Source organism: Candidatus Merdisoma sp. JLR.KK011 (assembly GCF_036941125.1).
Classification (GTDB): domain Bacteria; phylum Bacillota; class Clostridia; order Lachnospirales; family Lachnospiraceae; genus Laedolimicola.
In genome coordinates this window covers 1,960,858-1,984,607 of sequence record NZ_JAYWSZ010000004.1, presented here as the reverse complement: position 1 = coordinate 1,984,607, position 23,750 = coordinate 1,960,858, and the positions used below count along the sequence as shown (strand labels likewise).

Sequence of the window (23,750 nt, the reverse complement as noted above, 5' to 3'; positions counted from 1 at the left end):
CCAACATGAAGACATTCTCATCCGTGTCCTTCGTCAAGGACACAAACTTGATTTTCTTCCGGAGCTGGTAGATGAATGGCTTCAGGAAGCGGTTGGTACACAGAAGGAACCAATACTCCGGGTGCTCTGCAAGGGCAGGCTCCACATGGAGCTTCGCTGTACCCTTCAGCACGTTTGTGGTGCCTTCAATCTGGTCAGCCTCCAAGATGAGCCGGGCTTCCTCCTCCAATGCCGGCGGCACCACCAAGAGGTCAGGCACAAGCTTCAGGCTCTTGCCTTTGTCTCCCCTGATGCTCATAATGGAGCTCCTTGCCTCCATGTAGGACTCCCTTGACAGTTTCTTGTTGCTGCGGTTGCTGTAGGTCTTTTCGCCTACCTTGTGGGCTGTGTTGAAGAAAGAGAGCCCGTCATAGCATTTCTCCGTGAAGCCGCTCATCATTGCACCAAAGACAAGCTCGTCCGGATGCAGGGCAGCCGCTTCCCCCATGTTGGAGAAGAGCGGAGTGTACACTCCATACTTGTCATCCTCAATGTCATCCCTCGGAACGCCTATGGTCATCTCAAACTTTTTGTTCTTGATGAGGTAGTCATAAGCGGCAAGAGCCTGTATCTCCCTCTCGCCAATCCACTCCCTCATGCCGGGCATCTGCCCAAGCCACTTGTAATCCTGCTCCCCCGTGGTGCTCGGTACCACGGTTGCAACCTTCTGATAATTGGACTGCGTGGTGTCAAAGCTCTTGTTGAAAGCTGTGGAATACCCCACGGACAGCCCGTGTAAATTCGCCTGATTAACAATCATGTGTCATTTCCTCCTTCTTACTCTCCGGCTCCTGCCTGTGTCATGTCCACGGTCACTCCGTCATCCGCCACCTCCAGGATGATGCCTGCCATGCTTGAGCCCTCCGCTGTGATGGTCACTGTCCGCTCATCCTTGACATAGCAGGGCTTCAGGATGTCGGTCTCCTTGATGGTTCCGTCATTGCCCCACACGAATGTCCCACGCTTCACGCTGACCGCCTGCTCCCCGTCTGCCCCGTTGCGGTTGTCGCAATAACGCTGTACGCATCCTGCGACCCGGAGCCCGGCGGAAGCGGCTGCCGGGGCTGCATATCCATCCCCATTTATGGCTGCCATGGTTGCCTCTGTCAGCTCTGCTCCGCCCTTCACCGGGATGTTGAGCATCCGGTTCCCGGTTCTCTCGTTTCCTGTCCTGTCCATCTCTTAGTCCTCCTTTTTGCTGTACTTCTTTACATCTTCCATGGATACGCCCATGTTCTTCAGGATAGCCACATCCACCTCATCAGAGCCGGGGGCTGCCGGGGCATCCTTCAGGTCAAGCCTGCCCTGCGGAACCACCACCGGAGCCTTGTCCACAAAGCCCTTGAAGCCCTCCATGTCCTTCAGTGCATAGGACTTTGCCCACTCGGACTGTGCCGCTGTGATTTTCCCTGCCTTCAGTGCCATCCCTACCGCCTCATCCGCATCCCTTTCCTGCATCCTCTGTTTGAGTACAAAGAGCTCCGCCTGCGTGTCCGGCGTTCCTGCCCGGAGTGCCATGATGGAAGCAGCCACATCCTCGGTCTTGGCATCCGCCTTCAGACCAAGCATGGAGAGGATGGTGCTGTTCGCCACCATGTCAGCCCCTTCCGGCTTCGGTTCCCCGTCCCCCGGCTTCCCTTCTCCCTCTCCCGGCTTCTTTCCGTCCATCTCCTTGAGCTTCTCCGCCGCTTTTGCAGCATCCTCCACCGCCTTCTTGATTTCATCTTCCGTTGCGGTCTCCGGAAGCCCTAATGCCTTTGCAAGTTCTTTTAAGTCCATGATATTTCCTCCTTCTGATATGTCCTCTATGTCAAGAGAGTTCACCAGTGCGAACATCCCATCAATAGCAGGCGTGTTTGTCAGTGCGACAGAGTGTATCGCCGCCGCCTTTTGGTCTCTCTTCCGCACCAAAACCACCGGGGAGAGGTATCTGTACTCCTTATTCTTCAGATACTCGGCGGCTTTTGCTGTCCACTCCACCTTGGCAATGATGGCATCCTCCCCTTTGTAGAGGTCTTTTATCCATCCGCCTGCCGGAGCCTGCACATCTGACAGTGTTTGGTGCTCATAGTCAATCACAAGGTCAAGCTTCCTGTCCTTGAACTGTTTCCGGATGAGCTCAAAGCTCTCATCATCCACAGTAAAGTCCCCCTTTTGGGAATGAACCCTCCCAAGGGGAAGTATTTTGATTTCTGTAGGCACACCGGAGAGCTCCACGCCCTGTCCGGCACATGCTATCAGCTTTGCCATGCCTTACCACCTCTTTCCTTTGCGTTCTGATAGCGTTATTACGCGTTATAACGCCCTTTTAAGCTTCAAGGCGTTCCTCCCACTATGACATGACACCACAAGCCCTCTAGGAAGCCTCCTAGTCCGCCTCTCCGCCTTCAGGCTGCTTCCTCTCCCTGAACAGTTTCCTAAGTTCCGGGGAGATGCCTGTCATATCGGGCTTCCATACGCTCTTTGCCGGGTTGTTGGAGAAGCCCTTGTCCGGGAACTTCGGGAGTATCTCCCCCGTGGAGTAGTCAATGTCAAACGGTGCATCTGTCTCAACATGCAATCCCATCCTTTCCACCTGTTTCTTGGTCAGGCTCACCACCATGCAGCGGCACCGGAACCCGTTGGGTGGGTACCATACGTCCCATATGGGGTCATCTGCCCGGTACACCCTGCCTTCCATGACTGCATGTGACTCCCTCACATGACCGTCCCCGGCTGTCCGGTACCTCCAATATGGTCTCATCTTCATGGTTGTCTCGTCTGTCATGCTTTTATAGTGTCCTGCATTGAGGGCTGTCTGCATGTTCGTCCGGAAGATGTTGTCACTCTTCCACGGGTTGATGCCCTCATACCCATGCTCCTCAAGGAAGCGGTTCATGTCCTCCCGGAACTGCTCCTTGGTGGTTCCCTCCTCGGCTGCCTTCGTCAGGCAGTCAAGGAACTCCTGAAGGACTCCAAGGCTTGTATAGCCTGACACGGTGAAAGCCTTTGCCCGGCTCTCGTCATCAAGCAGTCTGTACTCCTCACTTGTCAGTGCCCTCTTCCCCTTCAGGAACGCCACCGCCTCCCTGAAGACAAAATCCTTTGCCAGTCCATACAATACATCCATCAGTCCATTGACCTCCCTATCAGGTGGGACAGGTAGATGCCCTGCTGTATCAGGTCTTCAAGCTCCGGGCTCTCCATTTCCTGATACAGTTCCCGGAGACCCTTCTCATCCTTCAGAACCTTTTGCAGCTCATCCATGTCCTCCGCCCTGTCAATCAGCCGGAAGATGGGCTTTACCATTTCCCGGAAGATGCCCTCTGCCTGCTTGTTGGCTGCGGATACGATTGCATCCACCTGTCTCTGCTCCTTCTGCCCTTCCTCCTGCTTCAGCTTCAGCTCCTCGGCTGTTTCCATTGGCGGCTGTGCCGCCGCCTGCGGCGGTCTCAACACCTCCTCGCCATCTTCCGGCTTGGGTATGTTGAATTTCTTGTATATATGGCTCTTGGGTATCTCAAGCCCCATGTCACAGGCAAGTGTCCGGTATATCTCAACGACTTCCTTCTGGTCTTCCACCTCATGGCAGTCAAAGCCAAAGAAGGGGATGTTTGCATCCGTCCCATAGTTGAACTCCACAAGCGGTCTGATGATGTCCCGGCGGATAGTCACCGCCAAGGCTTTCGCATCCGCCACCGTCAGGTCATGCCTGACCTCATCATGGGTCTTGGACTGTGCATAGGAGCCCCCTCCGCTGTCGGATGTGAGTGTCTGCCCAAGAATTGCCTTGCTTATCTGCTCATCACAGTACCGGGCAAGCTTCTCATAAATCTCTACGCTTGTGGTCTTCTGTGACTCAATGAACTCTATCATGGTGGAGCTCGGCACAATCCCGGCTGCATCCGTCCCAAGGCTGATGATAGCTTCCATGAGCTGCTTCTTGTCATCCTCTGATGCAGAGGCATCATACTTGCCAAGGCGGAGCGGCATCCCGAACACCTCACAGAAGCTCACCCAATCCTTGATGTCATAATTCTTGAACAGGTACATCCAAGAGACCACCCTCATAATGCCTGCCCTGCTCGCATGACCTGACTTTGCCTTGTACTTATGCACTACGAACTTGTTTTCAGGGAGCTCCACGCCGGAAGGGTATTCCTTTGTGCAGACCTTCAGCTCATCCGTGGTGCTGTCCCAAACAAGCTTTTTAGGGTGGACATACTCAATGTCCTCAATGACGTTCTTCCCGTCCTCTACCGTCCATGCAAGCTCCATGATGCTGATGCCCTTCCCTATGGCATCCAACATGTCTATCAGCACCTCGTCAAAGTTCTCAATCCCCTTGAGCTGCTCATCTATGAAGTCCGCTATCTCCTTGTCCGCCTCGTCTTCAGAGAATGGCTGCACCTCCCAATCAAGCCCCGTCACAGCAAGCTTGCGTGTCTGCATCTGTGAGAAGAGGTGGGTGTCCTTCTCCTCTATCTCCTCAAAGAGCTCCATCTGTGCCCGGACATTCCCCTCATCCGCCTCCCGGAAGATACGGGCAAGCCTGCGTGGTGTCAGCCCGTTGGATGGGTAGTCAGAGAACTTGTCATTGACATCCCCCACCGCCACCCTTGCGGTCACGGGTCTCCTGATGCCCGTGTCTTTGTCCGGGTTGAAGGGCAGCCCTTCCTTCTGCTTCCGTTTCTTATTCTTTGCCATGCTGTGTCTCACCTCCTAGTAGGCACCCTTGCTTCTCCGGAAACGTCTCCGAAGAACTGTCCTGTAATTTGCTTTTGATGCCACCGCCTTGATGCTCTGTGCAAGCTGCACCGCCATCTGAAGACCGTCCGGGGCATCATCATTTTTGCCCATTGGGAACTCCTGAAGCTGTTTCAGGAGCGTCTTGTGCTCCCGGTTGAATTTCAGGTACTTGTTCTTGATGACGGGCTGCAAGGACTCAATGCGGAGCACCTTGTTGACTGTGGACTGTATCTCCTCTATCGGGATGTACTCCCCTTCCTCTGCGGACTTGGCAGCCATGACCTCCTTGAAGAAGTATTGGAACTGCACCACCTCCACGCCGAACTTATAGAAGCCTTTCTTGTAGTCCCTCTTCAGCCTCCGGTTCATCTCAAACACATCATCAATGATGACATCCGGCTTCCGCTTCTCCACGGAGGCATCCGCCACATACATGTACCCGGTCTTGGTGGACAGGGCAAGGTTGATGATGGAGCTTGTGTCTGATTTCTTGTTTTTTCCAAGTGACGGGTCATTTGCTGCCACGAATACAAACTCCGGACTTGAGAAGTCCATGAGCTCCGGCTCGTAGTAATCAAACCATTCAGGATTGAAGGTTGCACTCTCCGGGTCAATCGGGTCATTCTGAAGCTCGGAGTTGAAAGATGCCACGCCTTCAGAGACCTTAATTTCCATCAGGTCATAATAGGACAGCTTCTCTTCCCAAAGAACTTCAGCTCCAAGGAGCATCTCCTCCTCATGTGCTTCATAAAAGGTCTTTGCATCCTCCTCATGGTTCTCATTGAAAAGATTGGTGTAGATGCTCTCCCATTCATCCCACAGCTTTGTATTGGCTGCTTCCGATATGACCGCCCTATATTTCTTGGTCTTATATCTTGGGTTCTGAAGCACGTTGTTGAGCAGGGAGTCATAGTGGAGTATGGTGCCTATATACATGATGTCTGTATAGGTGTCCCCTGCCTTTGAGACCGCCTTGTCAAACCAGTTCTTCAGCTTCCGCCTCTGCTCCGGCGTGTTGACGTTCTCATCATTCTCAATGTCATCCAGTACAATAAGGTCAGGTCTCCAGTTCCTGTGCCTCCTTCCCCTGACCTTCTTCCCGGAGCCGATTGCCTCCGCCTTGATGTCCGTCTTGGTCAGTATCACCCCTGTCCTCCATGCTTTCTCCCCTTTCAGAGAGCCAAAGTCCATGATGATGTTGCCATTGTCCTCAAGCTCCGTCTTGATGTCATCAAGGAAGCCCTCCGCCTGCTCGGATGAGTCAGACAGAATGAGGATGTAGTGCTTGTATGCGTACAGGATGGCATGGAGGCTGTCCTTGAAGGTGAAATTGGTTGACTTCGCATGACCACGGGGAGCCGCCACGACCTGCCGGGAGCCCTTCAGCCTTGAGATGACCTTGGCTTCCTTCAGGGGGTTCCTCCCCTTCATCACGCCCCGGCTCCATATACCGTCAAGCTCCTCATGGAAGTGTGGGGACTTCCGGATGAAGTAGTGGGGAAGGTACGCCCTCCCAAAGTAGGACATGTCAAAGGCGGCAAGCTCCTTTCTAAGCCCATGCTCTCCCATGAGCTCCTCCCCGGACAGGTACCGCTCATTCAGTTTTTTCCTTTCCTCCTGATGGTCAGAGCCCCGGAGCACATATTCCTCAAAGAGCTTGGTCTGATACTCCTCATTGCTCCTTGCCTCTGTGTCCACGTCCTCCTCAAGCTCCCTCATCCAGTTGTCAATATCAATCATCTTCCATCATCCGCTCCTTTGCCCTTGCCAGTATCTCCTTGAGCTGCTCCGCTGACTTCCCATCCTGCTTGATGACCTTGAGCATCTCGGACTCCATCTCACGGAAGGCAATGTCAGCCTTCCGCCTCATGTCCTGCCTTACCCTGTCCTTGTATACCTTTGTCCGGGACAGGGAGGCAATGAGCCTTCCTGCCTTGTCAAGGGGCATCTCATTGAACTCTTCCTCTGCGGTTGCCACCTTGTTCAGGAGCCCGTTCATGGTCAGGAGTATGGCGGCTTCTGTGTAGTCCGCCTCCGGGTTCTCCTTCACCACCTGTATCAGCCTGTCCGTCTGTGCCTGTGCCTCAAGGAGCCTCTGCATGGCGTTATTTGTCCGGGTGGCATACCTCCCCACGCTGGACTTTGATATGTCATAGCCCTCCCCCTTCAGGAATTGGCTAATATATTCATAGGTATTGGATGTGTCAGCAAGCATCACATCCACTTTCATCCGCAAGCCTTCAGGGAGCTCGTCAATCTTTGAGGTTATCCTCTGCTTGGTTCTTTTATCTCCCATCAGACATCAACCCCATTGTCCTCAATCGTACCTTCCGCAAGGTCTACGCCTTCCTTGGTGAGCTTGATGACTGCATCATTGGCATAGGCATTGTAGGCTGTGACCTTTTCCTCGGTAAATTCGATATATCCGGCTCCCTGAAGGTAATCAAGATACTTGCTGATGTCCGGGGATATGATGAGCCCGGCTGCTATCATGGCATTGGATAACTGCCTTGTGAGGGCTGTGTTGTTGTATCCCTTCACCAAGCACCGGATGATGTACCCCCTGATTGCCTTATTCTGCTTGATTTCTGCTTTTTCTAAGTCATTCACTTTGTTCACCTCACTCTTTTCTGCTGCTCTGCATTAGGAGCTTGTCAATCTTTCCGTCAATGCTCCTCATCCTGTCCTCCACCCCGTTCATGGAACGGAAGAAGTCCTCCCGGAGCACAAACGTGGTAGCAAAGTCACCCTTTATGTTATTGAGTTCCTGTTTGATGTTTGCTATGTCCTCATCCGTCTCCTCTTCCAACCTGTCAATTCTCTTATTCACTTTGTCATCATTCTCTTTAATCTGCTTTTTTATCTCTTCTGTGCTGCTCTTGAGGCTGCCTATCCACCCCTTGATGAAGAATGTTATCACTCCCAAGCCAAGGGTGATGACCCCTGCCATCACGTCAGAGAAAGATATAACATAGTCCATAGGCTCCTACTTTCTGATGAGCTTTTCTGCAAGCTCCGTGACCCTCTCCCATCCGTCCATGGACACCAACGCCACAATGAAGGCTGCTATGAATGATGCAAATACCATGAACCATTCAATAGCCACCCCGTAATGTGCCGCAAGCCCCAACAGGCAGACCGGGCAGAGGATAAGGGACAGGAGGATGACGGTCAGTGCTGTAGGCACCTTCCGGTCAAACCATGCCCACTTTTTGAGTGCCTCCGTGATGACTGACACGATAAATGCCATGACACCAATGAAGACGATAATCTGTGATACATCCGCTGTGAAATTCGTCATGCAAACCACTCCTTTTCTGTCAATTTTTTTGAGAATAACGCACAAAACAATAAGAGCATGTACTAAGTACATGCTCTTATCTTATACTCATTGCGAAAGACTCTTTAGGGGAAACATTTCCGGAAAATCACTCTCCGTTATCCATGTCAAAAAGGCTCATCTGCCCTATCATTGGCTCATCCTTCAGTATGTTCCCTATCTGCTTGGTGGTCAGGTTATACTTCTCTGCAAGCTGCTTTGAGTTGTATCCGTTCCACTCCTTCTTGATACGCCTGTTCCTTGCCGGGGCTATGATGTTCTCTGTCTTCGGGAAGTAGAGCTCATCCCCTTTGGCGTACTCACTTAGCTCAATGAACTTCTCAATCCCTATGATTTCCACCACAGGGCGGTAGCTTTCTGATATATCCTCCAACGTGGTCTCTTCAATGAGGGCTCTTGTGAGTTCATCCGCTGCCATCTCCGCCTCCTTCCCACTACTATGAGGCTTTCTTGGTGTAAGAGAGGCTTATCCATCCGGCTCCGGACTTCAGCCTGCCCCATCCGTCCTTTTCCTCCACAATGGTGTACTTGTTCTTCTTGCCTGCCTTCTCACGGATGGCTCCCACCACGCTGTGCCCGGTTCCGGCTCCGGAGCGGATGTTCAGCACGTCACAGGTGGTAGTGATGAGGTATGGCGTGAAGCCTGTGCCGCCTCCGGATGCAGTCGCCTTCTTGGTGTAGGAGAGGCTTATCCATCCGGCTCCGGACTTCAGCCTGCCCCATCCGTCCTTTTCCTCCACAATGGTGTACTTGTTCTTCTTGCCTGCCTTCTCACGGATGGCTCCCACCACGCTGTGCCCGGTTCCGGCTCCGGAGCGGATGTTCAGCACGTCACAGGTGGTAGTGATGAGGTATGGCGTGAAGCCTGCCTGCTGCTTGTCTTCGTCATCCGGCTTCTTGCCGGAGTCCTGTCCGCCGCTTCCTGCCTGACCGTTCCCGGCTCCCTTGATGGCATCCAGTATCTTCAGTATCTTTCCGCCATACCCTGCTCCGGCAGCCCATCCCTTGCCCTTCGGGTTCTCCTGTATTCCAAGGTACTCCACATACGGGGCACAGCCACGGGATACAAGGTCAAAGCGTGGGTCAATGCAGTCCTGCTTCAGCTTCGTGGTGTTGGCGTATGCTTTGAGGTGCTGCACCTGTGCCCGGATGCCAAGCTGTGGTGTGCTGAAGCTGTTCCCGGTCTCCCCGTTCTTGGTCACTCCCATACCACAGAAGTTATTCTGTGAGAGCTTCACCGCACTCCCGGAGAAGGTGAAGTTGCCCGTCTCAAGACAGCTCTGTGCAAAGGCAATGTCACCCCGGATGTTCTCCGCCTCTCCCTCGGACAGGTACAGCGGTATCATGTCAAGTACGCTCTGTGCAACGCTGCCATTCTTCGCCTTGATGTATGCCGCCATCTGCTCCGCTGTGGCTTCCGCCTTCCCGGTTATCTTGGTCATGCTGCCCTTGTCCTCTGCCTTGCCGCTGTCCATCCCATAATGCTCTGCTATGACCCTGCACTCTGCCTCTGCAAGCTTTCTAAGGTTGGAGTCATTGAGCAGCCATCTTGTCATCTTGGCATTGGTGTGGAAGGAGTGCTCAACAATATAGTAGTCTGTCAGCCCGGCAGCCCTCGCTCCTCTAAGCACCCCGTAATACTCTCCGCCGGATGAGCCCCTCCTTGTGGCTGTCCTTCCTGCCTGCACCGTCCCCATGGTGGAGGCTATTACCTTTGCAAGCTTCAGGGCAAGCCCGTCACAGTTCCCAATGTTGTCATAGCCACGGTACACCACTGGATAGTCCACGCTCTCCGTACCACAGGCATTGGAGTGGTCACTGATGAAGAGCACACATCCCTTTGCCGCATATCCACGGTCATAGAGCCCCCGGTCTGTAGCCTGACTGCTCCTTGTCAGGATGACCTCAAAGCCATATCCTTCCAGTATCTCCTTCTGCATCAGGTGGAGCTTCCACACCATGTCCGACTCGTAGTATTCCGGCACCACCGGAGACCTGTTATACTTGCCATAGTGCCCGGCATCAATACATATCTTTTTCTTTGCCATGATTATTCCTCCTTGTCTTCGCCTTCGCCTTCGTTTGCGTGGTAGATGGGCTGACCATCTGCTTCATTGATTTCCTCTTCGGTTGCCACTGCATCAAACAGCTCTTTCTTTTCTTCCATGGTTACTCCTCCTTTTCAGTGTCATAGTCTAATGTGATGGATGTCTTGGTCTCCACCAAGATGCTCTTCCTGATGCCCTCTATGGTTGCATCAATCATGTCCTCCGGCAGAAAAGCCCGGATGAGCTCTCCGTTCTTGATACGGTAGATGTACCACAGCTCCACATCAAAGTCCGGTACCTCATGCCCTTCCTGACCCAAGACAGAGATGAGGGTCTCCTTGTCCTTCTCAAACTCTCCCTTCAGCTTTTTCAGCAGGAGCTTCTTCTGCTTCTCGTCCGGCTTGATGCTCATTTCATCAAGGAACTCTGCAAGCGTGGTCTCAAAGGTGTAATCTCCTGTAAAGATTGCCTTCAGAGCCTTCTCAAATTTGCTGTCAAACTTGTAGCTCTTCTTGGTCTCCTCCTTGACCTTCATGCTGTATACCCCCTCACCCACAAGCTCCTTCAGCTTGTCCGGGTTCAGGATGTCAAGGCTCATGCTGTCCGTGATGGCAGCACTGCCCTCACCACCGTAAAACTTCACATACCTCACATTGTGGTCTTCCATGAGAGCCAAGCCCCTTGCCTGAAGCTCCGCCTTGTAGCTGTTCATCAGAGCCCGGCTCCTCTTCTGCTCCCTGTCAAGCTCCACACATGCCCCAATGAGCTGCTCATTGCTCATTGCCTTTGTTGTCTGCTCTCCCATTACTGTCCTCCTAACTTCTGATATGCCTTTGCTGCACAGGCTCCACAGATACCCTTCCCATGGAACTCCTGCACCCCGTCCGTCACGCCGCAAAAGTTACAGCGGAGCGTGTACGGTCTTATCCTGATTTCCCCCTGATGCTCCTCCACCACCATAGGGTCTTTTGGCTCAATGCCAAGCTCCCTCCGCATTGCCACCGGGATGCTGATTGACCCGTGGCTTGTCATCTTCTTATATGCTGTGCTCATGTCTGCTCCTCTCCGTCCGCTCCTGACGGACTCTTTTTCTTGTACTTTTGATAGTAGATACATTGCCTGACCTGTTCCGGCTCTGCCCTGATGTCAGCCGCTATGTCCTCATTGCTCCATCCGGCATTATGGAGAGCCATCACCCTGCCTGCATCAAGCCTTCTCCTCCTTGCAGGCTTTTCCTTTGGCTTTGGTGGAGGCTTGTTTTCAGGGAGCAGGAACTTCAGGAGGGCATCCGTACACGCTGCACAGAAGTGCATCCCATGTGTGGCTTCATCCACCGGATGCAGGATGTCTTCCCCCTCAAGCTCTACTACGTTTGGTATTATCTTGATAGCTGTCTTCTCAAGGACAGCTCCGCACCTGTCACATACAAACTGTATCTTTTTCAACCTCTCCGCCTCCTTCTCCTTAACTGCCATCCGTGTCAGGGGTGCCGCCCCGGAGCTGCTCCTCAAGCGTTTCCATGGCAGCAAGGTGGATATCAAGCATGTTGTTCTTCACATCATCCATGTCTAATCCACGCTTCAGCCCCTCCATGCCAACAAACACCTGAAGGAAGCCTGCTATCTGTGCCAGCTCCTTAACGCTGATGTCCTGACCCTCAAAATTCACCTTGTCATTTCTGACCGTTACAATCAGCTTGCAGTCCTGCATCCTGCCCCTCCTTTTCCTCCTGTCTCTTCACCATGCTCTTGAGTGCCTCAATCAGCTTGGAGCACTGCTGATAGTCAAGCCACTCCACCGCACTGACCCCGAACATCTTCCGGCACATGCCATTGACCCTTGCAGGCTTGTCCCACCCAAGCTCCTGCGTGAGCTTGTATATCTTCTTCCTTTGGTTCTCCGTGGGTGTGTTCCCTCCACGGTGCTTCCCACGCTCTGACTTCTTCACGGAGTCCTTCATGCCTCCAAGCACCCGGATGACCGTCTGAAGCTCCCGTTTGTTGAGAGCCTTGATGCTGTCCTTCCCCGTGTGTGCCTGTACAAGGAGATGAAGTTCCTCATCCGTGAGCTTCAGCTCCGGGCTCTTTGCAATGCCCCACACCCTCTTGATGCTCGGCTGTGATGTGTTCCCTGCCATGCTATCCTCTCCTCTCTTTCTTCCGCTTCAGGAACTCCGGTATCTGAATACATCCTTGGTCTGTAATGGTATCCGCCCGGACAGACACGCCCATGCACCCATATTTCTGAATGACACCATAGATGCCTGACAGCATCTCACGCCCCATCTCTTCCTCCTGCTCGTCTTTGATAACAACCTCCAATTTCTTCATACGCCCTCTCCTTCCTAAAGCATCATCATGTCGGATGCCTCACTCACAATCTTCATGGTTATCCGGGTCTCGCCCTTCTGCTTCAGGATACGGAGCACGTTGTTGAGTGTCCTATCCAACAGGCGGAAGCATCCGCTCTGTGTGTTGGTTGCCCGGCTTATCATCTCGCCCATGGCTGCCTCTTCGACCTCATAGCCCTCAAGGTAGTCCGCCACCTCATTCTTGGACAGCCCCTTCAGCTTGTAGTAGAAGTCCATCCGGTTCGCAAAACGGGCAAGGTTGCCCTTCAGCTCCGTCTCAAGCCTCGGCTCCCCGGCTATGACAATGCCCACATCCGACTGGTCAAAGATGCCCCGGAGTATCTCCATCTTCTTCTGTGTGTACTTGTTGATGAGCTTGTCCGCCTCGTCAATGATGAGCAGGAAGCCCTCATTGGTATTGAAAAACTCCCGGATACGGTTGACCCTCTTCCATATCGTTCCGCCATACCCTCTAGGGAGCCCTATCCCGTTTTCAATGGCTTCCACCAAGTCCCGGCAAGCCATGGTGTCATCACACTCAATGTATGCCACCCTCGGCAGCTCTGCATATTTCTTCAGGGCATGGGTCTTTCCCTGACCGGACTTCCCAACGATTATCCCAAGCCCCATATACTCCTGACATGCCTGACAAACTCCGATAGTCTGCACAAAATCCCGGCTCTCAAAAAACTCTACCTTCTTTTTGAGGATGCCTGCCTTGCCTCCCTCCGGTGCCTGACCGCCTTCCATCCCTCCGGATGCCTCAAGGAACTCCCTGACCTTCTTTTCCAGTTCGGTAGGGTCACTTGCATACTTCCCGTTGAGGTATTGGCTAAGTGCCGCCCTTGAGTAGTTCATCTTGAGGGCTGCCTCCGCCTTGGTCATCTTCAGCTCCGCCAGTCTCTCGTTCATCTGCTCCGCCAGTGTCTTCTCCGCTTTGTAGGTATTCAATGCTTCCATAGTTACAACCTTCCTTTCCTTTTCCTTCACTAAAACCTAACCTTGTCTTCCTGTCATCCGCCTATCGCTCTAAGCTTCTTGAGTGCGTTCTCCGCCTGCCTGCTCATGTATTCGCTGTCCCCTTCAGCCTCTTCCCTGCTTTCCGCCCGGAAGCCCTGCTGATAGGTTCTGTCCTTCGGGAGTGCTATGACTTTTGCCGCCTTCTCCTGCTTCTTGCCGCCTATCATCAGGTCAATGCCGCCAGTTGTCTCATTGAAGCCAACATACTGCTCATTGAGCTCCTCAAACGGTCTCCTTGCCTCCTCAAGCCTTTCCCTGTCACGCTTCTGCTGCCTCTTCTGCATCTTCAGGTGTTCCTCAAGGGCTTTCTGCGTGACCTTCGGTGCTATCTGAAGGAGTTCCTGACAGTACGCCTCACAGATACGCTTGCCCTTCTGGTCAAAGACGTACAGGACAGCCATGTCATCCGGGTCATACTTGATGTCAACCTTCCGCCCGATATAGTCACACAGCTCATCGGAGCGGTACTCATATCCCCATTTGGTGATGCCTATGTTGCGGACAAGCACGTTTTCTGACTTCATCATCAGCATGGTTGCATAGCTCTTAGGCGGTGCCGCCTTGAAGTACCTGTCCTCATTCATAAAGCAGTCATAAGGCTTTTTGTAGGTCTCCCCCATCTTCTTGAGCCCGGAGTGCTCCGTGTGCATGTAGACCGTTGTAAGCCACTCATGCCACTTTTCATAGAACTCTTCCAGTGTCAGGAGCTCTCCCCTCTCAAGCATCCGCTTGATGTCCTTCTCCACCTTGTCAGAAGTCTTGGAGCCCGTAAGCGTTCCCGTGTAGGATTTCATCCAACGGGTGAACTTATTGCAGACGGTACGGAAGAACCGCTCTATCTGCCCTTTGCTCCATGGCTCATAAGGCAGTGCCCGGTGGTCATCCTTGATGCCTATGCTCTTGTAGAAGCCCTGTGTCTCATTGTCAAAGTTCAAGCCGCTCCGGTCATTCCGGTCTCTTCCCGTCATGGTCTTGGCTGTATAGTCCTTGCCATTGTCTATGTAGAGGTACTCCGGAACCCCTCCCGGCTCTGAATAAATCATCTTGAGGAGGCTCTGCTTCAGGATGTCGGAGTTGGCATCCTTGCAGAGGACATCACCCATGATGACCCTGCTCCGCATGTCCACCCATGCCGCCAAGTGCGGCTTGATTGCTATGACCTTGCCATTGGGCTGCTTATAGCTCACCCAACAGTCAAAAGTATGCTCATCACCCATAACTATCTGCATCACCTGAAGCCCTTTGGTATCCCGGCTCCCCTTCACCATGACCTTGTTCTTGTATTCACGGGTGCCACGGGATGCAAGGAAGTAGGCGTTCCTCATGTTCTCATCCTCCATGAGATAGTTGATATACCTCACCACCGTCTGATAGGATGGTATCTTCTCCCATTCCGGCATCCCGGCTGTCAGGTTGATGTTTGCAATGGCTGTCAGCTTCTCATAGAGCATCTCACGGGTGCCTTGGTTCCGGGCAAAGTCCTCATTGAACCATATGTTTTTGATGACCTGCTTGACCTCCGGCTTGATGCTTGGGAAGCATCCGGTCTCCTTTGGCTTCCGGCATAGGCAGAGAACCTTGAAGAACTCATACCCTGCCCCTTCCTCCTTCTGAAGCTTGTCCGCCCATGCGGATGCCTCAAGGTATGCCTTGGTGTATCGGTACAAAGTCCTCTGCCCCTTCCCAAGGTGCTTCTGTGCGAACTCTTCAGCGTACTTTGTCCGGTCTCCCTCGTCATACTGAAGGAACTTCCTGACCACGTTCCCAAGCTCCACAGCCTTGTAGTATCTCTCCTTGTAGTTTTCAATGTACCAGTCAATGTCCATGTTCACATACCATGGTACTTCCGGCTTCTGCTCTGCTGTCTCCTGCCCTTCCGGAACCCCTTCCGTGAAGGATTTCAGCTTTTCCCTTTCCTTCCATGCGTTCCTTGCCTGTTTGGATAATGAGGAGACTGCCACAAGCACCACATCTTTTCCGCCCGTTTCTGACTTTTCGGTCTTGGTTTCAAAAGCCTGTTTTTTTCTTGACAGCCTCTGTGCCATTGTTTTATATTTGACCCCTTCCAGCTCCGCCGCTTCAGCCAATGTGACATATGCTTCAGCCAATCATCTCACCTCCTTCATGCCACCATCTCAATTTCCAGTATCCTTGATATTGCTTCAATGTATTTCTTACCACTACGCTCACCGACTAAAATCTTGTGGATATACTGCTTATTGCATCCAAGCAAAGCAGCAAGCTCCACCTGTGTCATGTTCTTGTCTATGAGCCTTTTCCTGACTTTCCTCCCAAAGGGTGTCAGTCTCGTCTGCTTTGTTGCCATCTGCTCACCTCACATTAAAGGCTCTTTGATACAATCTTTGTCCTTGGTTTCTGACCGACTTTTTTCAATGCTGTCCGGCTTACCACCTCCAAAGTATCAGGGAGGTTTTTCACTACAAGCCAGTTTTCCGGTATCAGTCCATGAGCCTTCATAATTTTTTTCTGCTCCCGTGTAGGGGCTTTCCCATTCTTCACTCGTTCCGTTCCTCCTGTTTTCTCATTTCTCTGCTACCCTGAACCGGGTGACTTTCTTTGTGCCGGAGAACTCCGGCTATTGAGATTTTCTTAGAAATTTGATATGCTTATTGGGTTACAAGTAACCCCCTTGCAAGTATAAGTATATCTTCGTATCCGAAGATTGTCAAGCCTTTTTCTTCGGATACGGTGATTTTTATTCGATTACGCAGAAAGTGAGGTATCATGGATATTAGTATGGATAGTATTGGAAATAGAATCAGAGAGAGAAGAAAAGAATTAAGGCTTACTCAAACAGATATGCACCGTGAATGTGGCATTACATCCGGAGCACTTAGTCAGATTGAGAACGGAAGCAGAGTCCCATCTGCTATTGCATTTTTCTCAATTTCACAAGCTTTGAATTGTAGCATGGAATATCTTATGACCGGAATATCTTCGGAAACGAAGAATATAGAAATCTTCGGAAACGAAAAAAAGCTTTTAGATGGTTTCCGGGAACTGTCTGAAGATGACCAAGAGGAGCTCTTAGGACTATTGGAACTGAAGCTACGGAAGACCCAAAAGGCAAGAGAGACAAGTGCAAAATCATCCGGATTGACAGATACAGAAAAAGGTAACATGGTGGGATAATTTTTTTGCTTTTTTTGGGTTACTTGTCACCCAAAAACTGTAGAATTGTTTTTCAGGGAAACATTTCCCCAAAGTGGGCTAAAAGCTTATAAAATAGGGCAATTCTACACATGCAATTCCAAAGCTCCATTTTGTAGAATTGATTTTATCCAATCCGGCTCCCACATGCCGGATACTGCTGCTGACAAGTAACGCCTATTTTTTCAAGCGTTACTTTCAAAAAACCTTTTATTTATGGGAGCTTTTGCGGTACTTACCCATGTTTCTAATTCTAAATCAGTAACGCAATAACGCCCCGTTATAACGCTTTCACTATTTTCAAGCACAAAAATCTAATGTATAATATCATTACAACCTTAAAGAACGGGGGAAAGTCGCAGAAACCCTATAAAATCAATGCTTCCTTGCACTCTCCTCCGTTCTCCTTCCTTAAACACATATAAAAAAGCATCTTAACAGCCTATTCACAAAATCGCTGTCAAAGATGCTTTATTTTCTCCCTCTCAAATTCGCCACAACCCTATATTTCACGGGGTTTCCCGGCATTTCCCACCCCCTCACGGATGTTCCCACTCATAAATACCTTTTTGTCATTTATTCTGTTAAGTTACACCGTCCGTTCCCGTCCGCAGCTCATAATTATTGTAGACGCGGAAAACAAGCTCCTCCTCCCCTGTCAGGGGCAGATAGAACTGTATGGTTTCCTTTGTTCCCCACAGATTTAACCGGCTGTAGGTCACGCCGCCGTCCAGACTGTAATCGTAGTACATCACCCGGCTCTCCCTCTCCGCCCCATGAAAGGTAATCAGGTACCGCCCGTCCCTCTGAAGCTCTTTTTTATACCAGACCTCCTCGGGAGGCGTTGTATCCGGAGCGACGGCATAGGCAGGAATGCTTTCCTCCGGCTTTGGAAGCTCCCCAAGGACGGTTCCCTTTTCCAGTCCGAAATAGGCGGCCAGGCCTCTTGCGTCCCTCTGCCCCAGATCTCTTAAAGCCTCTTCGGTACACATCCGTGACCAGTCACTGTCCTCATCCATATAACCATGCTCCACAATCAAAGCCGGAATTCCAAGGCTTTTGCACTCCCGGATGATTCCGTAATAATCCGCCCCCTTGCTTCCCAGCCTGGTTTTGACCCCTTTGGATACGAAGCCGTAGTCTGTGAGCTGATTTAAAATGCTCTGACCCACGCCGGCTCCTCTGGCGTAAAACCAGTCAAAGGCCGAGACAAAAACCTCCGAGCCGTAAAAATTGTGCTCCAGAGAGGCATTTAGGTGGAGGCTTACCAAAAGATCTGCGCCAACGGATTCCGCATAAGCCGCACGCTCCTTTAAGGTCATGGCCTTATCCGTGTCCCTGGTGAGAAAGACCTCCACATTTCCATATTGGGAAAGCTCCTCTTCCATGGCACGGGCAATCTCCAGGGTCAGATATTTTTCATAGGTATCCCGGTAAATGGCTCCAAGCTCCTGTTCATCGGTAAGTCCCGGGCCGCCGTGCCCTGGATCCAGGACAATCCGAAGGCTGGGAGCCTCTGTCTCTTCCGGCTCCTCCATAGCTGCTGCCGCATCTTCCCGCTGCTCTGTCTCACCCTTTGCAGCTTCTTCCTCCTGCTTCTGCGGAACCTGCAGTGCTTCTGCTGGAAGCCGCTTCTCCAGTATCTTTGCCTGCGCCAAAATGACAGGCCCGGTAAGCTTACCAGACCTGTCTTTTGTATCCATTCTTATCCATACTATGCTTATCACCCCTGCGCCTATACAAAGAACCAGGAATGACAGAAGTAGGGGCAGAATCCTTTCTGCCCGCTGCCGCCTTCTTCTTCTCATATTTTTACTCGTTTCTTATGGCCGCCAGGGCGCTCAGGCGCATGGCCCGAAGGGCCGGGAACAAGCCTGCGAACATTCCCATAAATACGGCAAACACCATGGCTAACAATACCAGGACAATCGGAATATAGGAGATTCCCGAAGCATACGTGGCTTTGGTGACAAAATTGATAATGGCCGATATTCCATAGCTGAGCATAAGACCTGCCGCTCCTCCGATAAGGCCGATAAAGCCGGCCTCCGCCAGGAACATATTCCGGATGGCTCCCATATCACAGCCCAGCACCTTCATAACGCCGATTTCCTTCGTCCGCTCATAGATGGACATCATCATCGTGTTGGCAATTCCGATAGCCGCTACAAACAGGGACACAGCGCCGATTCCGCCCAGAGCCATCTGAATGGACCGGGACTGCTCCTGCACCTGGTTCATCCACTCCACGTTGCTCTCTGCCTGGAAGCCAAGAGCCCGGATCTGATCCTGTACCTCTGTCACATAGTTCATATCGTCCACCCGGATGTACGCTTGATTATAATACATCTCTTTGTAGGGCTTACCGGACTTGTTGGTGGGCTGGCCGGGAATCACCTTTCCTTTAAACACCTTTTTCAGATGTGCCTTCAGGGCTTCCACATCGCAGAGAATGCTGTTGGCATTCTCCCCCCACTCCGTGGGTTTGCCGGCCATAAGTCCGCAGGCAGGCACCATGTATTTCTTGGGAGCCGGGACGGGTGTGCCGTTTTCATCTGTACCGCCGTACTGGGAATTGTAGTAGGCGTCTGTGTCAAAGATTACAAACATAGGAGAATTCATCAAATCCACATCCGCCAGTGTATAATTATCCTGGTTTTCATAATCGTAATTTTCATAGAAGGGATTCTGGCCCGTCTTGGAATTATAAAAATCCGTGATCACTGTATTTCCGTAGAAGAACTGCAGCTCTCCGCCTTCCTCCGGCAGGCTGCCCTCCGCAATCTCCAGATCCATCTTCTCCAGCGCCTCCCGGCTCATGCCCCGGATGGACGCACTGTTCTCCCACACGCCCTGGCGCAGAAGCACCCAGGTACTCAAAACGGGCGACGCAATCTCCACATGCTCCATATGCTTAAACTGTTCAATGGCGTTATCGTCAATGCGGACCGGCTCCTGGCTTTCACTGTCGCTCTCCGCAGAAATCGCCACGCCTCCGCCGTAGTAGCTATAGCCCCCTTCGTTGGAGTAAACCGTAATGGTAGTAAGGCCGCCGTACTGCTCAATCTGCTCCATGCTGGCTTTATTGAGGCCAAGGCCCAGAGAAATCATAACCACAATGGAAGCAGTTCCAATGACAACGCCGAGGACAGTCAGTATGGTCCGAAGCTTCCGGCGCCACAGGCTGCTTAGGCTCATTTTGAGCAAATCCTTTACACTCATAGGCCGTTCCTCTTCTCTGCCCTCCGCTTCTTCCATCTCTTCCACGGACTTAATTTTTCTGTTTCAGTCCCGTCATCGGATGAATCGTCCCGATCATCGCTGCTGATATCGTCCAGATCCTCTTCCAGCTCCAGAAGCTCCTGGGCTTTTTTCTTCTTCTTTCTGCGGATTACTACAAATATAATAATGCCGATAACAATCAAAACTACAGGTACGATGACCCACCAGATTTTAAAGCCTCCGGGCTGTTCCGTCATATCTTCGCCATACATGCCGTCCATTTCCATATCATCCGGAAAATACATCTCATTGACGAACAGAGTCATTTCTTTTTCGATGGTGGTGACTTCTCCCGCCTCATCCTCAAAGGTAATCTGTATTTTTACAATACCGTCGTCCATAGTGGCCGCAGCGCCTGACAAATATGCATCCACGTTGGAGGTTGCTCCCGGATCGATGTTGCCCAGGTATGTATCGCCGCCGGTGACCGAATCGGATATAAATTTTACGCTTGTATTGTAGAGCTTGGTCTTTCCGATGTTGTAGACGCTGAACATAACATTGGCTTCATTGCCTACTTCAATGGATTCAGGCATAACTTCTATGCTGCTGATGTCTACACGGGCTTCCTGGCGGACGGGGATGGAGACGCTGGCCGTATTTTCATAGGCGTGGACGCTCTCGTCCTCATAGTTCATCTTTACATTGACCACATAGGGCTTCTGGGCCAGATCGGAACGTGCTTCCATTTCCATGGAAATGTCTTTGGTTGCTCCGGCCGCTATGCGATCTACGAAAATGGTGCTGGATCCGGCTGTGGGCAGGAATGCTGCCGCCACATAAGTGGTGTCGGTGCTCTCGCTGGCTGCCTGGATATCAAAGAGCATGTTCTGGACTGCCGTTGACTTGGAGGTGTTCTGCATATGCAGCGTCAAGGTAAATGTCTCGCCTGCACGCACCTCCTCCGGATCGGTTGTGAATCCGGTTACGATTACACGGGGGGTAGAGGCTGTTCCGTCTTCGGATGTGCCTGTGGTTCCCTTTACTTTTACATAAGTAGTTAAATTTACTGTAGTTAAGCTGTGATCGTCGTTCTCAAAGGTCACGTCAAAGACAAGGGGGCGATAGCCGCCTGGGGCGTCTTTTCTCGTTCTTAAAACCCAGGTCAGTTCCCTTCTGCGCTCCATATCGTCGCCGCCGTCGTCTGTGCCGGGGAGACGGTCTATGGTCTGGGTGTAGTTGGAGGTCTCGATCTCGAAGGGCCATTTGCTGGCATCGTCGCTGATCTGAGGGGTTACTACTACGTTCTTAACGCGGGTGCGGCCCATGTTGACGATGGGAAGTACTACGCTTACCTGGCCGCCGCCGTTGGCTGTGGGGGTTATCCAGTTGCCGCCTACCATGATGTTGTTGTTGGTGGTTTCGGGTTCCGGCTCTGGTTCGGGTTCCGGTTCTGGAGGAGCCGGAATGTAAGAATCCACTTTTGCTTTTCCTTCCGTTAAACGATCAGAAATTCCCGATAGGCTTTTACAGTTGTTAATCGCAGTTTTAGATGAACTTACCGCATTAGACGCTTCTGACCATTTTTCCTGCGGAATGGATGATTTTTTCAGTTCAAAATAATCATCCAGTTCGTTTTGCGCTGCAACTTTAGAGTCTGCCAGAGTTTGTGCAGGATCGTCGGGCTTATTTCCATTATTATTATTTTCATTATTATTATTTTCATTATTATTTTCATTATTATTTTCATTACTATCATTATCATTTTCATTATTCGCATCTTTGGCTTTTTGTGTTTCTGTACTGTCTTGAGAACCAGTAACAGGCCCAACTCCACCTGGAAGTTCTGCGCTGCTCGCCTCCACATTAACCGGCGCCCACGCCATCCCGGCTGCCGGCGCCATCAGCATACCGCACAGCACAAGCGTCAATCCTTTTTTTATCAGTCCCATTCTCCTCATGCCTCTACTACCTCCCTATTCTTCCGGTTGTCCTCTATTTTCACAATTTTTCCGTCTATAATATGAAAGATCCTGTCCGCAAAGCTTGCCAGGTGATTGTCATGGGTTACCATCACCAGCGTCTGGTTCTGCTCCCGTACAATCTTCTTCATCAGCTCCATAACCTCTGCCGAGGTATTGGAATCCAGATTACCCGTAGGCTCATCGGCAAAAATAATCTCCGGATCCACCACCAGCGCCCTGGCTACGCCTACACGCTGCTGCTGCCCTCCGGACATCTCATTGGGCCTGTGGGTCTTATGCTTTCGAAGGCCCACCAGATCCAGCATCTTGTCTGCTTTGTCCAGCCTCACCTTCTTGGGCACGCCCCGGAAGGTCAGCGGCAGAGCCACATTTTCCTTGGCGTTCATAGTCCCCAGAAGATTAAAAGACTGAAAGATAAATCCCACATGCTCCCGGCGGAACTTTACCAGCTGATTCTCGTTCATCCGTTCCAGATGTTCCCCCGATATAATAACCTCGCCCTTGGTAGGCTTCTCCAGGCCGGCCAGCATATTCAGCATCGTTGACTTACCGGAACCGGATGTACCTACGATAGAGCAGAATTCGCCCCGGTAAATCTCCAGATCCACACCGTTCAGGGCCCGTACCTTGTTGTGACCCACCCGGTAGATTTTATATAAATTCTTTACTTGAATCACCGGCTGTCTTTCCTCTGCCATAGCCATCCCCTTCTGTATAAACCTTTCACAATTCCCTTTTTATTAGTCCTTCCCTATATCGACCATAAATCGGGCAAATATACCATATCTAGCATAATCCACTCCCAGTATACCACATACATTTTCAAATTACTATTTAAGAATTCCTTAAAAAAGGTATCATTTCATATGCACATGAATCTCTGGTACAGGCCGCTGGTTATAAAGCATAACATATAAGAGCATCATTTATGCATCACCAGCCACGGCATTCTTATAGGATTCAAAAAAGAAAAGAAACCGCTCATCTTTTCCTCATAAACAGTCCCTTTTCCTTGTATTAAATCTGTATATCCACACCCTGCCGGTATCCGTCTAAAATGCTGGTATCAAAGGGATTTCCCCAATCCCAGTCCGGGTCTTGCTGATGGACAAACTCACCCAGCCGGGCAGCCTCGCTGTGGAATATCTCATTCAGCGTCCATGACGCACTCAACCGCTCTTCTGGTGAAAGTGACATCGTATAGTCACGAATGACTGCGCTGATGTCCTCTCCATCGCTGACCCCATAGCCATTCTTCATGTGGTCAAAAGCAATCTGCTTGACACGTTGTACTATCCCCTCGTCCACGGGGACGATTTTCCGATAATCGCCTGCATTGTTCAGGCTCATGCCAGGTGTACCATAGGGATTGACATGGGGCTTTTCCTGTGTTCTTTGAGAAATCCCGCCAATCCGCTGCTGCTGTTGATTTTGTACCATCTGTGTGATTGTCATACAATTACCTCCAATCCGCCTGCTTGCGAATGGCAGAAACATGGTGCTTGTCGGTTACTTTGTGCCAATTCTAACCCTCATTTGATATATCGGCATTTTACAAGAGAAGTTAAGATTTTCGATGAAACCGCAAATGGCAGGCAATAAGGCGGCAGTGGATAATCTCATCTTCCTTATTGACTTTTCGTGCGGCTTTGATTATAATTAAATCACTTGATTTAAAACAAGTGATTTAAAAAAGCCAGGCTAAGAACTGTCAAGTATTTATTAGAAAAATTTCTGCTGAGCGGTAAAGCTGCAAAGGCGCACGAGAGGAACTTTTATGAGTGCTTTTTCGAATAAAAGTTTCTCTCATTACCGGTGTGTCAAAGCAGCTTTACCCTTTCGTGCTG

General features: G+C 51.1%; 28 protein-coding genes. 1 reads left to right on the top strand and 27 read right to left on the bottom strand.

What is annotated here, in order from left to right:
- From VV089_RS23380 to VV089_RS23275, 22 genes are all read right to left on the bottom strand, one after another.
- Positions 1-799, bottom strand: a 799-nt coding sequence (locus VV089_RS23380) for a Mu-like prophage major head subunit gpT family protein (protein WP_334337577.1), incomplete at its 3' end; no start/stop codon positions are given.
- Positions 800-816: 17 nt separating this feature from the next.
- Positions 817-1,218 carry a hypothetical protein gene (locus VV089_RS23375; RefSeq protein ID WP_334334553.1) on the bottom strand — a complete coding sequence of 134 codons (402 nt, stop codon included), beginning with the start codon at positions 1,216-1,218 and terminating at the stop codon, positions 817-819.
- A gap of 3 nt (positions 1,219-1,221) precedes the next feature.
- Positions 1,222-2,289, bottom strand: coding sequence for a phage protease (locus tag VV089_RS23370; protein WP_334334554.1), 1,068 nt, complete (start codon positions 2,287-2,289; stop codon positions 1,222-1,224).
- A 118-nt stretch (positions 2,290-2,407) separates the two neighbouring features.
- Positions 2,408-3,148, bottom strand: coding sequence for a phage head morphogenesis protein (locus VV089_RS23365; protein ID WP_334334567.1), 741 nt, complete (start codon positions 3,146-3,148; stop codon positions 2,408-2,410).
- Positions 3,148-4,725 carry a DUF935 domain-containing protein gene (locus tag VV089_RS23360; RefSeq protein WP_334334568.1) on the bottom strand — a complete coding sequence of 526 codons (1,578 nt, stop codon included), beginning with the start codon at positions 4,723-4,725 and terminating at the stop codon, positions 3,148-3,150. Before VV089_RS23360 ends, VV089_RS23365 begins: the two co-directional genes overlap by 1 nt.
- A 15-nt stretch (positions 4,726-4,740) precedes the next feature.
- Positions 4,741-6,507 carry a phage terminase large subunit gene (gene terL, locus VV089_RS23355; RefSeq protein WP_334334569.1) on the bottom strand — a complete coding sequence of 589 codons (1,767 nt, stop codon included), beginning with the start codon at positions 6,505-6,507 and terminating at the stop codon, positions 4,741-4,743.
- Complete coding sequence (locus tag VV089_RS23350; protein ID WP_135991634.1) at positions 6,500-7,063, bottom strand: phage protein Gp27 family protein; 564 nt, start codon at positions 7,061-7,063, stop codon at positions 6,500-6,502. The genes terL and VV089_RS23350 overlap by 8 nt, the downstream gene beginning before the upstream one ends.
- Positions 7,063-7,377, bottom strand: a complete 315-nt coding sequence (locus tag VV089_RS23345; protein ID WP_135991633.1) for a hypothetical protein — start codon at positions 7,375-7,377, stop codon at positions 7,063-7,065. The genes VV089_RS23350 and VV089_RS23345 overlap by 1 nt, the downstream gene beginning before the upstream one ends.
- Before the next feature lie 10 nt (positions 7,378-7,387).
- Positions 7,388-7,747 carry a hypothetical protein gene (locus VV089_RS23340; RefSeq protein WP_334334570.1) on the bottom strand — a complete coding sequence of 120 codons (360 nt, stop codon included), beginning with the start codon at positions 7,745-7,747 and terminating at the stop codon, positions 7,388-7,390.
- Positions 7,748-7,753: 6 nt separating this feature from the next.
- The gene (locus VV089_RS23335) at positions 7,754-8,068 is read right to left on the bottom strand and encodes a hypothetical protein (protein WP_334334571.1); all 315 of its coding nucleotides are present in this window, start codon (positions 8,066-8,068) and stop codon (positions 7,754-7,756) included.
- 127 nt (positions 8,069-8,195) lie between these two features.
- Positions 8,196-8,525, bottom strand: a complete 330-nt coding sequence (locus tag VV089_RS23330; RefSeq protein ID WP_334334572.1) for a Mor transcription activator family protein — start codon at positions 8,523-8,525, stop codon at positions 8,196-8,198.
- Between the two features lie 19 nt (positions 8,526-8,544).
- A complete protein-coding gene (locus VV089_RS23325) occupies positions 8,545-10,155 on the bottom strand; it encodes an N-acetylmuramoyl-L-alanine amidase (RefSeq protein WP_334334573.1) in 1,611 nt (536 codons plus the stop codon).
- 121 nt (positions 10,156-10,276) lie between these two features.
- Positions 10,277-10,960 carry a hypothetical protein gene (locus VV089_RS23320; RefSeq protein ID WP_334334574.1) on the bottom strand — a complete coding sequence of 228 codons (684 nt, stop codon included), beginning with the start codon at positions 10,958-10,960 and terminating at the stop codon, positions 10,277-10,279.
- Positions 10,960-11,208 (bottom strand): AbrB/MazE/SpoVT family DNA-binding domain-containing protein, encoded by a 249-nt coding sequence (locus VV089_RS23315; protein ID WP_334334575.1) that lies wholly within the window; start codon positions 11,206-11,208, stop codon positions 10,960-10,962. The genes VV089_RS23320 and VV089_RS23315 overlap by 1 nt, the downstream gene beginning before the upstream one ends.
- Entirely contained in the window at positions 11,205-11,600 is a 396-nt protein-coding gene (locus VV089_RS23310) for a hypothetical protein (protein WP_334334576.1), read from the bottom strand. The genes VV089_RS23315 and VV089_RS23310 overlap by 4 nt, the downstream gene beginning before the upstream one ends.
- Before the next feature lie 19 nt (positions 11,601-11,619).
- Positions 11,620-11,865 (bottom strand): hypothetical protein, encoded by a 246-nt coding sequence (locus VV089_RS23305; RefSeq protein WP_334334577.1) that lies wholly within the window; start codon positions 11,863-11,865, stop codon positions 11,620-11,622.
- Positions 11,828-12,292, bottom strand: coding sequence for a regulatory protein GemA (locus VV089_RS23300; RefSeq protein WP_334334578.1), 465 nt, complete (start codon positions 12,290-12,292; stop codon positions 11,828-11,830). Before VV089_RS23300 ends, VV089_RS23305 begins: the two co-directional genes overlap by 38 nt.
- Position 12,293: 1 nt before the next feature.
- A complete protein-coding gene (locus VV089_RS23295) occupies positions 12,294-12,485 on the bottom strand; it encodes a hypothetical protein (protein ID WP_334334579.1) in 192 nt (63 codons plus the stop codon).
- A gap of 14 nt (positions 12,486-12,499) precedes the next feature.
- On the bottom strand, positions 12,500-13,465 hold the full coding sequence (locus VV089_RS23290) for an AAA family ATPase (protein ID WP_135992229.1): 966 nt from the start codon (positions 13,463-13,465) through the stop codon (positions 12,500-12,502).
- Positions 13,466-13,518: 53 nt separating this feature from the next.
- Positions 13,519-15,633, bottom strand: a complete 2,115-nt coding sequence (locus tag VV089_RS23285; protein ID WP_334334580.1) for a transposase — start codon at positions 15,631-15,633, stop codon at positions 13,519-13,521.
- 14 nt (positions 15,634-15,647) lie between these two features.
- Entirely contained in the window at positions 15,648-15,851 is a 204-nt protein-coding gene (locus tag VV089_RS23280; protein ID WP_160225173.1) for a helix-turn-helix domain-containing protein, read from the bottom strand.
- A gap of 14 nt (positions 15,852-15,865) precedes the next feature.
- Positions 15,866-16,045, bottom strand: coding sequence for a DUF6906 family protein (locus tag VV089_RS23275; RefSeq protein ID WP_334334581.1), 180 nt, complete (start codon positions 16,043-16,045; stop codon positions 15,866-15,868).
- Between the two features lie 225 nt (positions 16,046-16,270).
- Between VV089_RS23275 and VV089_RS23270 the strand changes: the two genes are divergently transcribed.
- A complete protein-coding gene (locus VV089_RS23270) occupies positions 16,271-16,678 on the top strand; it encodes a helix-turn-helix domain-containing protein (protein WP_334334582.1) in 408 nt (135 codons plus the stop codon).
- A 602-nt stretch (positions 16,679-17,280) separates the two neighbouring features.
- On the opposite strand, the gene VV089_RS23265 is transcribed toward VV089_RS23270, so the two are convergent.
- The 5 genes from VV089_RS23265 to VV089_RS23245 form a co-directional block, all read right to left on the bottom strand.
- Positions 17,281-18,504, bottom strand: a complete 1,224-nt coding sequence (locus tag VV089_RS23265) for an N-acetylmuramoyl-L-alanine amidase family protein (protein ID WP_334337576.1) — start codon at positions 18,502-18,504, stop codon at positions 17,281-17,283.
- Between the two features lie 4 nt (positions 18,505-18,508).
- The gene (locus tag VV089_RS23260; protein WP_172542649.1) at positions 18,509-19,918 is read right to left on the bottom strand and encodes an ABC transporter permease; all 1,410 of its coding nucleotides are present in this window, start codon (positions 19,916-19,918) and stop codon (positions 18,509-18,511) included.
- Positions 19,915-21,879, bottom strand: coding sequence for a COG1361 S-layer family protein (locus VV089_RS23255; protein WP_334337575.1), 1,965 nt, complete (start codon positions 21,877-21,879; stop codon positions 19,915-19,917). Before VV089_RS23255 ends, VV089_RS23260 begins: the two co-directional genes overlap by 4 nt.
- Positions 21,876-22,601, bottom strand: a complete 726-nt coding sequence (locus VV089_RS23250) for an ABC transporter ATP-binding protein (RefSeq protein WP_172542644.1) — start codon at positions 22,599-22,601, stop codon at positions 21,876-21,878. Before VV089_RS23250 ends, VV089_RS23255 begins: the two co-directional genes overlap by 4 nt.
- Positions 22,602-22,920: 319 nt before the next feature.
- Positions 22,921-23,358, bottom strand: a complete 438-nt coding sequence (locus tag VV089_RS23245) for a DUF3879 family protein (protein WP_172542643.1) — start codon at positions 23,356-23,358, stop codon at positions 22,921-22,923.
- Positions 23,359-23,750: the final 392 nt, after the last annotated feature.